Raw genomic sequence first — 12,811 nt, 5'->3', positions numbered from 1 at the left:
ACAACACATGACTGACTGGAGGAGATTGCCATGAAAGATGAGACATTACGTCCAGCCTTTCAAAATTGGGAAGTACTAAGTGGTACGGAGCAAGAGGTCATTGCCTATGAAGCCCGTCTCAAACGGGTTCTTGATGAAGAAGCAGCCGTTCGTGAAGCAGAAATCCGTGAACAAGAGGCACGTCAAAAGGCACGTCAAGAGGCTCGTCAAGAAGAAAGAGAAGATATCGCTCGTCGTCTTCTTGCTAAAGAAATGGATGTTGGAACGGTTGCTGACATAACGAAGCTTCATGAAGAACGAGTCATCGAAATTCAGAAGGAAATGAATTAATATCTCCAGAGATATGAGATCGCTCCAGACAAACTAAAGAAGATCACTGTCCGTCGCATGAATCTCCTTATCAGTGCATACTAGCATAGTAACTGACCATAATGATTACGAAGCTTTAGAAAAACATTTTTACCATGAAGGAAAGGAATGACAACAAGAAAAGTTGTTTTTCCTTTCTTTTTTGTTTATCTCTGCTAATTATTTTGGTTCATCTGCAGGTGATTTTGTTTTACGTTCTAGAACGTAATGATGACTATCGCCGTGGTAGACGAAAAAGCGTACAAAATAGAGTGCAGGAAATACTAATGGGATAAGGGCAGCAAGAAAAGCTTTATACAAACGGTGAAAAATCTCTAACAATTTTCCTTCTCTCTTCCGAAGATTTCACTTCTTGGTGATTCTCTCTCTGCCCGTTTTAGCAATTTTATGGTAAGCTAAAAGAAGGAATGTATAGGAAGTACTTACATATTTTTCTCTACATAAATGAATGGGGGAAGGGTTTATGAAAAAGAGTGTAGCGGCTGCTGGTTTGGCCGTTTTATTAGCATCATCCGGAGTGACGTCTGCTGCGTTGGCAGATGGGAATGAAGAGGTTCTCGAAGAACAAGAGCAGGAGGAACAGGCACAGCAGGATGAGGAGAATCAGGACGGAGAAGAAGAAGTAGTGCCGGAAGAAGAGCCGCTTGAATCTTTGACGCTCGAATTGGCGATTGAGTTTGCGTTAAATGAAAATACGTCTCTTTTGCTTCTGGAAGATCGTTTAGCTCATTTGAAGAGCCAACTTGGTGGTTCTGAAAATGATTATGAGGATATATTGGATGACATTGAAGATTTAGAGGATGAGATGGATGACTTAAGGGACGTCCAAAAGGAAACAGGACAGCGTACGTTCCAATCCCGCCTTCAACTTCAGAATCAAATCGAAGCATTGGAAGATCAGCTGGAGCCATTGGAAGATTCCTTCCGACAAATGAATTCCAATATCGCAAGCATGGAATACGATAAAGAACGTGCCGCAGAAGGCATTAAGCTGTCTACGACTTCCACGTACATGCAGTTGCTCTCCACGCGGGACCAAATTGACTTTCTGAAAGATTCTTTAGAAACTGAACGAAAGCGCGTAAAGAATGTAGAGACTCGTTTTGATATTGGAGTTGCGTCTTGGGAGGAGTTAGATCAAGCACAGCGTGAAGTGACGCGCTTGCAGTCGCAAATCGACCAGCTGGAGACACAACTCGAAGGGAACTTGTCTGTGTTTGCATTAAATATCGGAGTCGTCTATGATCCTGAGATTACATTGGAAGCGCCGGATACAGACTCTTTGCCAAAGATAACTCAAGAAACGCCGACGGAGGAACTGATCGAGAACTCTTACGGCATGAAGCAAGCGAAAGAAGCCTTGGCGCTCGCGAAAGCAGACCGGGATGACATCTATGAAGACGAGGATGCGAACTCTCATGATCGAGAGCAAGCGGATCTCAATGTTCAGGTAGAAGAACGTAACATTGCTCAGCTGCGCGAGGACATGAGACGAACCATTCAAGATACATTCAATCAAGCGACGACACAGTATCAAGTCGTTCAAGAGGCAAAGCGGGAAGTGAGTTTGGCTGAATACGATTACGACCGCTTGAAGATCCAAGTCGATATCGGTGTGCTGCCTCGGGCCGAATATGAGTTAGCCGCAGCTCAAATCGACCAAGCACGTCACGACTATGACACGGAGAAACAAAACTACTACTTGATCGTCCAACAAATCGAATCTATTCGAAACGGACTGATCCAACAGTCTCAATAATGAAACAAGATATAACGGAAGTCCTGCAGGGAACCCACCTGCAGGATTTTTTCTTTTCTATCAATAAGACTGTTCCTAGTAAGTGAAGCGTTGCCTGAGGTTAAGTAGACCCAGTGCAAGCAAGCACAGCGTAGTTTGAACGGATGTCGTCTTGGTACCTAAATGAGAACGTACACTTGGGAGGTGGGGAAACATATCTTTCAAACTATTGCTCATGTCTCAGTAGATAATTTAATTAGATAGGAAATAAAACTTATATATTTGAATAACCTTAGGATGACGATGAGGCGAGACGCCTACAGGAAAAGCAAGAGCTGAAGATCCACCGACGGCGGTTTTCCGTCGGTTAGCTGAAGCCTTGCCTGAGGCAAGCGAGCCTTACGAGTCATCCTGCTATCGATAGATGTGACAAGAAACCTTTGAATATCACATATTTTGTGACAAATAGGAAAAAAGTATTGACCTTATCAAGATATATATTATACTTGCAAATGGTTAAGTAAATTAATAGTTTTCTTTTGTGAACTGTTCAATGATAACTTTTCTGAAGAGCGGTTTTGCTTTAGCGCAGGCTACATAGTGGCAAACGTCAGGTATGGATCTTTTGCTAAGTTCGCAAACGTCCTGTGCAAGCCAAGGCGCTTCAGCTTTTCGATATGTCTAGCTTCAGGCGCTATCGGCTCGAGGTCGCTTCAACTCGCACTGCGGCGGCAAAGCCTCCTTGGCGAGTTTCCAGCACTTGTCGCCGATGACCGAGCGCCTTACGCTTTTCCATAGAGAGGTGGAACGATGATTGGATAAAAAAGAATTATTGCGGGCTGTCGATGAATCTTTGTTCGATTTGTCCCTTTGTGTCGAAGAGGAGTTTGGGGCTCATTTTCATGAGATTCCGGACAGGTACCGGTTTGTGCTGTTGATGGTGTCACGGTATTCTACGTTGTATGTGAGAGACGTGGCGGAATTGCTTCATGCGTCGCGCAGTTCGGTGAGTCAGCTTTTGTCAAAAATGGAGGCGGAGGAGTACATCGTCCGCGAGTTGGATCCGAACGAGAGGCGGCAGACGTTTGTCAAATTAGGACGAGCGGGGAAAGCGGCTCTCGAAGCGATGCGTGAGACGCGGAACCGTATTTCAGCCAAATATTTGCGCCAGTTGTCTCATGAGGATTTAGAAGATTTTTACCGGATTGCCAACAACTTAAAAACCATCGTCAAAGAAGAACAAGAAGCGTACACGAGTCACACGTGTGAACGTGAGATTGAATACAACAATTAGTAACGGTGATACATAGAGGAGGGCTAACGAACGTGGGGTTACATATGAGCAAGATATGGAAAGGCGTGCTCGGTGCTGCTTTCTTGTCGACAGCGGTCGCTTGTCAATCGGCAGAGGTAGATACAGCCGCCGAGGAGGAAGCAGTTCCGGTCGAGACGGCCGTCGCGGTGTCTGGATCCATGGAAGGGGATCACACCATTAGTGCGACGACAGAAGCGATGTCCGAAGTGTCGTTAACACCAGAACTAAATGCAAAAATAGAAGAAATACGTGTCAAAAAAGGGGACTATGTCGAAGAAGGACAGGTTCTTGCGGTGTTGGATGACACCGATTTACGACATGCGCTCGAGCAAGAGAGAGCGGCCTATGAACGGGCAAAAAGCTCGGTTTCTATTTCTGAATCAGGGAAAAAAGGGGCCGAAGCGAATGCGGACCAATCGAAAGTAGCACTCGAGAATGCGGATTATGCGATTCAACAGGCGAAAGAACAATACGATCAAGCGAGAATCAATTTACAAGAAGCGAAGGAAAATGAAGGGTCTGGCGTGTCCGCGGCAGAACGATCTGTAGAGACGGCGAAGCGCACCGTGGAGTCGGCGAAACAGTCTCTCGAGACCGCGAAACGGAACTTGGCGAACGCGGAGAGAGACCGCGATCGGAGCCAGGAAATGTTAAATGCGGGCCTCATTTCCGAGCAGGAGATGGAGCAAGCGGAAGCAGCGGTGGATGATGCGCGCGACCGTGTCACGGAAGCAGAAACAGCTGTTACTGATGCAGAAAGCAATGTCTCTGAAGCAGAGGACAACCTTGAACAAGCGCGTCAAACGTATGACATTGATTTGTTGCAGTCCCAAGTCACCCAAGCAAAAGCAGCCTGGGAAGAAGCACAAGCAGCGAAGAAAGAGCTGAGAACGCGAATTGACGCTTCGAATGCGACGGTAGAAGAAGCGGAAGGCGGCATTCAGGACGCGAATGCGGCGCTCGAACAAGCCCGTATTGCCGTGGAACAAGCGGAAGAGAACTTGGATGATGCAGTTGTACGGGCACCAAGCTCAGGGAAAGTGTTGGAAATCAACAGTGAGCCTGGTGAATTGTACGCCCAGCAAGAACCAATGCTTCTTCTCGGAGAAATGAATGTGCTAAAGGCTGCAGCCTCCGTTACACCGCAGCAGTTAATGCTGTTTACAGAAGGCCAGTCCATTAACGTTCACTTCCCATCGTTAGAAAGAGACGTTCCGGGGACGGTCGATTATATTGCGTCGACCGCGGATGATAATGGCATGTTTACGGTGGAAGTACAGATTCCGAATACAGGAGATGAACTGCAAGCCGGGATTTACAGTGAGCTGTTAATTGAAGAAACACTCATTGATAACGGAATTATTATTCCGACGGAAGCGATTATAGACATTGAAGGACAGCCATCTGTGTTTGTCGTGGAAGAAAATAAGGCGGTGCTCGTCCCAGTCGAAGTGCTTCGAGAAGAGTCTGATGTGTCAGCGGTGGACGCGGAACTGTCGCCGGACAGCAAAGTCGTGACGCGGGGACAATTTTTCCTAACAGATGGGGCGCTTGTTGAAGACGTCACTGAGGTGGAAGAAGAAGCACCAGCAGAGGAAGAAGACGCTGCCGAAGAATCAGAAGAGACAGCGGAAGAAGAGACCCCGTCTGAAGACGAAGAGGCAGAAGGCGGGGGTGAGTAATTTTGAATTTGTCCCGTTGGTCTGTCAAGCGACCGGTCGGTGTCGTGATGGTCGTGGCGATGATTCTTGTACTCTCGCTCACGGCATTACGTAACCTGGCCGTCGATCTTTACCCGGACATGGAGCTGCCGCTTGCCGTCGTGGCAACGAATTACACCGGCACGGCTCCTGAAGATATTGAAGAAACGGTCACACAACCTATTGAAGACTCTTTAGCATCGATTGAAAATGTTGATAACATTCAATCCCAGTCGACATCCGGCTCCTCGCTGGTTATTATCCAGTTTAACTTCGGGACTGACTTGGACCAAGCGATGTTAAATATACGAGAAGCGGTGGATGGGGCCTCCGGTGCGTTACCGGATGGAGCGGATGACCCGTCCGTCCTTCGTTTTGACCCGAACCAGCAAGCGATGATGTGGCTGGGGTTTTCGGAGAACCTTTCTGATGACGAAGCGAAACGGATAGCCGAAGAGCGCATCCAGCCGAAGCTCGAACAAGGAGATGGCGTCGCTTCTGCGAATGTGGAAGGGGTGCAGACGAGAAAAATTGAAATTCAATTGAAGCCGTCTGAATTGAACCGATATACGATTACGGCGAACGATGTGATTAATGCACTCCAGTCAGAAAACGCGTCTGCTTCTGCAGGGGATGTGGAAAGCGGGGGCCGTGATCTTCAGCTGCGGGTAGACGGCGATTTTCAAACCGTAGAAGACATTGCGAACACAATTATCCCGATTGGTGAGGGAGAAAATGTCACCGTAAGCGATGTCGGGGATGTCGTTGATACGGTCGAAGAAGAATCGAGTTTAACGTACGTCAACAATGAGCCTGCGTACATGTTTTCGATCATGAAGCAGTCCGATGCGAATACGGTGGACGTGTCCCATGCGGTAGAGGACTTGATCGTCGATTTAAATGAAGAACTCGGCGAAGGAGCATCCCTCCATGTTGTGTTTGACTCTGCCGATTTCATTGAGGAGTCCATCAGCAGTGTGACCGACAACTTGTTGTACGGTGCTTTGTTTGCGGTCATCGTATTGCTTCTCTTTTTACGAAGCATTCGAGCGACATTGGTCATCGGTATTTCTATTCCGATTGCGGTGGTATCCACGTTTGCGCTCATGTATTTCACCGGAGAGACGCTTAACATTTTAACGATGGGTGGTCTCGCCCTCGGTGTCGGGATGATGGTCGACAGTTCGATCGTTATTTTGGAAAACATTTATAAACATATAGAAGCGGGGAAATCGCGCATCGAAGCGGCCATTGACGGAGCAAAAGAAATGGGCGGTGCGGTCACAGCCTCCACGATGACGACACTCGTTGTGTTCCTTCCTCTCGTGTTTGTGGAAGGCATTGCCTCGGAGCTCTTTGCGCCGCTCGCGTTAACGGTCAGTTTTGCGTTAATTGCATCACTCGCCGCGGCGTTAACGATTGTACCGATGCTTTCTTCTCGTTTCATTAAAGAGAATATGGTCATCAAAGAGCAAGAGAAACAAAGCCGCTTCACCCGTTTAGGGGAGTGGGTGAACAACCGCTACCGCGGGATGCTGCGCTGGTCCTTGAACCACCGCAAGACCGTTCTCTTCTTAACAGGGGGACTCATCGTCGCATCTCTTGCGTTAGTGCCTCTCATCGGGGCGGTGCTATTGCCGGAATCCGATGAAGGAGAAATTATGATCACCGTCGAGACGCCAACCGCTTCGACGCTCGAGGAAACACAGACAGCAGTGAACCGGGTATGGTCGCTCTTAGAACCATACGAAGAATCGATTGCAACGACGTATTCAACCGTCGGAGGAGGCTCTGCCATGATGGGTGGCGGCGGAGGCGGGAACACCGGATCCGTCAATGTGTCACTTGTCCCATCCTCGGAACGGTCGATCGAAACGACAGAAATGATTAGTGAGCTTTCCGAACAAGCGAAACGAATTTCTGGTGCGGAAGTGACTGTCGCAAGCATGACATCCGGGGCGATGGGAAGCACTTCTCCCATTTCTGTCAGCATCAAAGGGGAAGAAACAGAAGTTCTCGATATGTTAGCCGAAGAAGTGGCTTTCTCGATGGAACAAATCGAAGGAACATCCAATATCGAGACAACGTCCGGAGAAGGAAGCCCGCAAATCGAAGTAGATGTGGACCGTCAGCAAGCAGCCCAGTACGGATTAACGTACCAAGATGTCATGGGACAAATTATTACGGCGTTTAACGGCCAAGTCGCGACCGAATACCGCGAACAAGGGCAAGAAATTGACGTCGAGGTAATTTTCCCAGATCACTCCCGCGAGCAATTGTCCGACCTCCGCGGTTTGACGCTGGTGACACCAACAGGGACGAGTGTGCCGCTGTCTTCCATCGCGACACTTGAGGAAACGACCGGACCAACAGAAATTAACCGGCAAGATCAACAGCGGCAAGTGAACATCACGAGTGACATTGAAGGCCGGACGTTATCCGAAGTCGCAACAGATATACAAGCAGAAGTCAGCCGAATGAACATGCCGGACGGCTACACCATTAGCTACGGCGGGGAATCCGAAGATATGCAGGAAGCCTTTGGGGATTTATCCTTAGCGCTGCTCGCTTCTATCTTTCTCGTCTATGCGGTCATGGCGATCCAGTTTGAATCGTTCGTGCAGCCATTTGTCATCATGTTCTCAATGCCAGCCACATTAATCGGTGTCCTCGTCGGACTGTTCATCACAGGAACACCGCTCAGTATCACCGCGTTTATAGGGATCATAATGCTCGCCGGGGTCGTCGTCAACAACGCGATCGTCATGGTCGACTACATTAACCAACGGAGAGAAGCAGGCGGAGACCGTGACGAAGCGATCTTAGAAGCGGGACCTGCGAGACTGCGTCCGATCCTAATGACCGTGCTCACCACGGTGCTTGCGATGACACCGGTCGCCCTCGGAATAGGCGAAGGAGCAGAAGCCCAGGCACCGATGGGGATTGTCGTGATATTTGGACTCTTGTTCTCGACCTTGTTTACGTTAATTTTGATCCCGGTCGCTTATGCTTCCACAGATAATGTGGTGCAATGGCTGAAACGAAAGCTCAGCGGCATCCGTTTCCGCCGCAAGCGTCCGGTCGATGACTCGATCGATCAATAGGTTTGTTTTCGAAAAAATGCTATACGAGCCCCGCGTTCGTAAGGTAAAATAATCTCAGGATGAGAGAAAAGGAGTGGGAGAGAATGCATGTAATTCGTAAAAGTCTTATGCTCAGCATGCTAGCTGCTTTGTTAATAGCCCTCGCCGCGTGTTCTTCCGGAGAAGAGAACACCGAGAATAACGAGGATGCTGAAAACACACAAGAAGAACAAGAAGAACCAAAAGAACCAGCAGCTGAACTAGAAAGCGATGCTGACTTGCAGGAACAGCTGCAAGCCGAAGAAGAAGTAGAAGACGCGATGGTGCAAGTCGTGGACGATCAAGGCGAACAATCCGTCAACATCGACATCACCATTGGCGCCGACCAAGAATGGAACGAAGAATGGCTGACCAAATATCAAGAAATGATCCGCGAGAAATACCCAGATCAGCCCGTTGATCTGATCGTGGCCCAAGACGGATCTCTTATTACCCAAGAGACGCTTGAATAAGGAAAGGAAGAACCTGCAGCAGGGTGCTCGAGCCCACCGCTGCAGGTTCTTTTTTTATAGGTGGGGCAAGATCGGCTTGGAAAGGTGCCCAAAAGGAGAGGGTGTTGTGCAGGAGGTCATGCTCCGCTTCGAAAGTTGACCAAAATCACGAAGGTGCCGTCTGGGAGGGTAGGATACGCTACGAAAGATGCCCAAAATTACGGAGGGGCGTCTGAGAGGTCAGGGTGAGCGTCGCAGCCTTCCCAAGTGCGGGTATGGTCAGGTGTTGAGGTTACGCAAGGATCGGAACGTTGCCCGGAAAACGGGAAAAAGAAAATGCAGGTCACGATCGACCTGGTAGAGTTCCCACCCCGGGGTCACGCCAAGGGTTAAGGTCATGCAATGATTGGAAAGATGCCCAAAATCCGGAGGCGTCGTCCAGGAGGGAACAATTCGTCATGAAAGGTGCCCATAATTATGATGGAAGCAGGGAGGAGGTCAAGATAAGTGTTGATCTTCTGAATTGTGAGTACTGAGCCTGCTTTGAGTGAGCAAACTCTGTTCCGTGAGAGAGAAGTTCTTAGGAGACTGGTTCTAATACGTGTGTACTCCTATAATGAAAGTAATAGTATTTTAAAGGAACTCGCTAGAGGGGAGGGAGAAGGAAATGAGCAAGCTACTTGTGGCCTGCCTCGGGATCACCGCAGGTTTTTTGTTAGACAGTCTTCAAGTTCCGGCAGGGTGGTTGTTGGGGGCATTGATTTTTGGAATCGTTTCCAGTTTGGTTCGTCCAGGACTTGGATTTGAGGGGAAGCCGTTCACCTTGGCCTTGGCGTTGGTCGGAACCAACATTGGCATATTAATGACGGCTCAAAATTTCATAGAGATGAAAACATATATGGTGCCGCTCGCGTTCTCGATCTTGCTAACTTTTGCGTTTAGCTTTCTGTTAGCTTGGCTATTTTATCGTGGAGGGGCCGGGGTGATAGATAAACGCACGGCATTTTTCTGCTGTATTCCCGGGGGAGCGTCGGAAGTGATTGCGGTAAGCGGGGACTACGGAGCGAATCAGCAAATTGTCGGAGCCTTCCATTCGTTTCGGATTACTTTTTTCGTTCTTCTTATTCCAATTCTCGCTGGGCTCGGTTCTTCTTCCTCCGCTTCGGCACCGCAAGACATAGAGACGAGCACCTCGTTTACGATGGAGTTATTTTTTCTCCTGCTTGTCTCGATTTCTGTGGCGATTTTCTTGAATGCTCTCGTGAAAATTCCTGCAGGCACTCTGTTGTATGCTATTATATTGGGTTTTATTGGAAGTGAATATGTGTTGCATCTCTCCGATATTCCGGGGTTTGTCGGCGGGATCGGTCAAGCATTAATTGGTGTCATGGTTGGTGTGAAATTTAACCGTGATACGTTTTATAAGCTCAAACGGCTCGGCCTGATCAGTGTAGGCATCATGCTTCTGTATTTCTTTTTCAGTGTTGGGCTTGCGCTCTTTTTTCACATGCTCACGGGGCTTTCTTACGCGGTCAGTCTTCTGAGTGTAGTACCGGCAGGAGCTTCCGAAATGGCAGTCACTTCTTTCGCCTTGAACTTGAACCCTTCGGTGGTGGCCAGCCTGCAGATTGTTCGCGTGGTCGTTCTCTTTTTATCCCTGCCTGTCTTGATCAAACTGAGCGAGAAACTCGGGATGGTATAACAAAGAATCGGACAGAAAAGACCGGGGACAAACGCAAATATCGAATACCAGAAAGGAGGGAGCAAGTGGATACAATCATACAACTGTTCCATCCAAGCCATCCTTTCTTTTATGTGATCATTGCGTGGTCTTTGATTTGGAAAGGGATTGCTCTATGGCACGCCGCTCGACATCAGCAGCTCATCTGGTTTATTGTTCTTTTTATCGTGAATACAGTAAGCATTCTAGAAATCATCTATCTTCTTTTTATGAAACCAAAAACGAAGGGCGCCCGCTGATATCAGGGTGCCCCGATTGGTGAGAAGGAGGTGGTCTTCCTATCAACTGTTAGACTCGCAGTAAACCACGGAACCCTCTCGCACTATAGTACGAATCCGCTCCATTATGATAAACGAAAACGTGGCCGTAGCGATAATCACAAAAAAGGGAACCGCCGCGTTCTCTAATGTCGGCAGGCGTCTGTATCCAACTGGATGTTTTCTTATCGAAGGGTCCCAACGACTGCAACTCGCGATAGGTTTCCTCGGTTAAGAGCTCAATCCCCATTTCAGTCGCCATATCTACGGCACTCGTTTCTGGTTTATTTTTTTTCCGTGCTTCTAAGGCGTCGCGGTCATAGCACACTTTTCGACGACCTTTAGGGCTTTCCGCGGAACAATCACAAAAGACAAATGCATCGGTCTCCTCCTCATAAGCCACCACATCCGGTTCGCCTTCTGTTCTTTCCATCTCACGGAGGGACCATAGTTTTTCTGGATTTGCTTCTAACTTTGCTTGAACGTTCGCCCATTCCAGTCCTTCATGGCGGCGCATATGTTTCTCAAAACGCTCCTTCAGCACGGTCAGTAATTCTTCATTCTCTTCTGTAGACAACGTCTGATTCTCTGTCATGTCCGTCTCCTCCTTCTTGTTTTACAAGTGTCGGCCTTCTTTCAATGTTTCCGTATCGTTTAAGAGATATCCTTCTATTTTTGGTAAAGAATGGAGAGATACGGTCAGGTGTAAAGAGCGGAAAGATGCCCAAAAGAGAGCGGCGTCGTTCAGGAGGTCACGATTCGTGAGGAAAGGTGCCCAAAACCAAGTTGGGAGGATGGAGGGGGTCAAGGTAAGAGTTGCAGCCTTCCCAGGCGCCAGCCCGAGCAGGTGCATTGGTTACGCAGGGATCAGAAAGGTGCCCAGACAAATGAAAGGTCAAAAATACGGTCATGCAAGAGCTGGAATAGTGCCCTAAACGTAGGCACGCCAAGGTTTACGGTCATGCAAAGAGCGGAAAGATGCCCAAAAGAGAGCGGCGTCGTTCAGGAGGTCACGATTCGTGAGGAAAGGTGCCCAAAACCAAGTTGGGAAGATGGGAGAGGTCAAGATAAGAGTTGCAGCCTTCCCAAACGGGAGACCGAGCAGGTGCATTGGTTACGCAAGAGGCGGAAAGGTGACTGGAAAAATGAAAGGTCAAAAATACGGTCATGCAAGAGCTGGAATAGTGCCCTAAACGTAGGCACGCCAAGGGTTACGGTCATGCAAAGAGCGAAAAGGTTCGCTGAAGTAAATAGTTTTTAAGTGAAAGACTGGACTTCCAGCTCTCTCTTAACTTCAGCTGGAACGTAGAGACTTGTTTGTCCAGCAAGGGCCTCATTTAAAACCATTTTCCAAAAGCGAATAGCAGACATCTTCCTTTTATCGACTGATTCTTGGGTACTTGTTGCTGTCTTGTATCTGAAAACATTAGTATCTAGTACATATTTTGTTTTATCTTGGAACAGTTTCATCTCATTTACCCTCTTCATCATCCTCATTTAAAATGTCGAGCATCATTTCAGCTGTTTGGACGTCATTGTTACGTGCTGCCATTTTTTCTCTTATAAAATCATACCAACGGGGGTCTGTCTCAAACTGGTGTGTCGGTATTTTCCAATGACCAGCGCCAGTGACTGGTTGATGAGCTATGATTTTCTCTTCTTGGCAATATCTTCGCACCATTTGTGGGGATACACCTAAAAATTCTGCAACATCTGAAACTGGAAGAAACTCGGGGACATCGATCTTTTCACTTTCGTAAAGGGCATGAATGAGCTCTACTCTCTCTGATTCGTTGAGTTCCTTATACGCTTTTACTTTGCGTTTATTGATTTCTTCAGCCAGGTACGTCAATGTCATGTACTCTTTCACCTTCTCACTAGAAGTATGAGGTGAATTTCTATCTATATTTTCAAGGAGATTGTTAATGTCCGTTGCCATTTTTTTATTCACTCTCCTTTCCCCTCCTATTATGAAAAAGCGAAATAAACGAAAGAAACGAAACCATTTTTGTATCATTATATACACCAAAGGGCCGAAAAATACTTTCGTACGAATACGAACAATAAAAAAGAGAGCAGGTGACCAACCTTGATTGGTTTCTGCTCTCTTGTCCGTA

11 protein-coding genes are annotated in these 12,811 nt (G+C 47.8%); 8 read left to right on the top strand and 3 right to left on the bottom strand.

Translation table 11 applies throughout. The features are described 5' to 3' along the window. Window positions 1-30: 30 nt before the first annotated feature. From BM095_RS06640 to BM095_RS06600, 8 genes are all read left to right on the top strand, one after another. Complete coding sequence (locus BM095_RS06640; RefSeq protein WP_091659198.1) at window positions 31-330, top strand: RpnC/YadD family protein; 300 nt, start codon at window positions 31-33, stop codon at window positions 328-330. A gap of 502 nt (window positions 331-832) precedes the next feature. Next, complete coding sequence (locus tag BM095_RS06635; RefSeq protein ID WP_177194732.1) at window positions 833-2,128, top strand: TolC family protein; 1,296 nt, start codon at window positions 833-835, stop codon at window positions 2,126-2,128. Window positions 2,129-2,921: 793 nt separating this feature from the next. After that, entirely contained in the window at window positions 2,922-3,401 is a 480-nt protein-coding gene (locus tag BM095_RS06630) for a MarR family winged helix-turn-helix transcriptional regulator (RefSeq protein WP_091659194.1), read from the top strand. Window positions 3,402-3,433: 32 nt separating this feature from the next. Next, a complete protein-coding gene (locus BM095_RS06625; RefSeq protein ID WP_091659191.1) occupies window positions 3,434-5,104 on the top strand; it encodes an efflux RND transporter periplasmic adaptor subunit in 1,671 nt (556 codons plus the stop codon). A gap of 2 nt (window positions 5,105-5,106) precedes the next feature. After that, on the top strand, window positions 5,107-8,226 hold the full coding sequence (locus BM095_RS06620) for an efflux RND transporter permease subunit (protein ID WP_281243872.1): 3,120 nt from the start codon (window positions 5,107-5,109) through the stop codon (window positions 8,224-8,226). An 83-nt stretch (window positions 8,227-8,309) separates the two neighbouring features. After that, the gene (locus tag BM095_RS06615; RefSeq protein ID WP_091659189.1) at window positions 8,310-8,717 is read left to right on the top strand and encodes a hypothetical protein; all 408 of its coding nucleotides are present in this window, start codon (window positions 8,310-8,312) and stop codon (window positions 8,715-8,717) included. Window positions 8,718-9,363: 646 nt separating this feature from the next. Continuing rightward, window positions 9,364-10,398, top strand: coding sequence for an AbrB family transcriptional regulator (locus tag BM095_RS06605; RefSeq protein WP_091659182.1), 1,035 nt, complete (start codon window positions 9,364-9,366; stop codon window positions 10,396-10,398). A gap of 65 nt (window positions 10,399-10,463) precedes the next feature. After that, a complete protein-coding gene (locus BM095_RS06600) occupies window positions 10,464-10,676 on the top strand; it encodes a DUF5652 family protein (protein ID WP_091659179.1) in 213 nt (70 codons plus the stop codon). A gap of 49 nt (window positions 10,677-10,725) precedes the next feature. On the opposite strand, the gene BM095_RS06595 is transcribed toward BM095_RS06600, so the two are convergent. The 3 genes from BM095_RS06595 to BM095_RS06585 all read right to left on the bottom strand — a co-directional run bounded on the left by BM095_RS06595 (window position 10,726) and on the right by BM095_RS06585 (window position 12,645). Continuing rightward, window positions 10,726-11,289, bottom strand: a complete 564-nt coding sequence (locus tag BM095_RS06595; RefSeq protein ID WP_091659176.1) for a DUF4256 domain-containing protein — start codon at window positions 11,287-11,289, stop codon at window positions 10,726-10,728. Window positions 11,290-11,951: 662 nt separating this feature from the next. After that, window positions 11,952-12,164: a PIN domain-containing protein gene (locus BM095_RS06590; protein WP_091659174.1), complete on the bottom strand. Its 213-nt coding sequence runs from the start codon at window positions 12,162-12,164 to the stop codon at window positions 11,952-11,954. A 1-nt stretch (window position 12,165) separates the two neighbouring features. Continuing rightward, window positions 12,166-12,645, bottom strand: coding sequence for a helix-turn-helix domain-containing protein (locus BM095_RS06585; RefSeq protein WP_177194731.1), 480 nt, complete (start codon window positions 12,643-12,645; stop codon window positions 12,166-12,168). Between the last annotated feature and the right edge of the window lie 166 nt (window positions 12,646-12,811).

It is taken from the genome of Alteribacillus iranensis (genome assembly GCF_900113025.1).
GTDB lineage: Bacteria > Bacillota > Bacilli > Bacillales > Marinococcaceae > Alteribacillus_A > Alteribacillus_A iranensis.
Note: the sequence above shows the minus strand (reverse complement) of the source record. Positions and strands in the feature narration are given on the sequence as shown.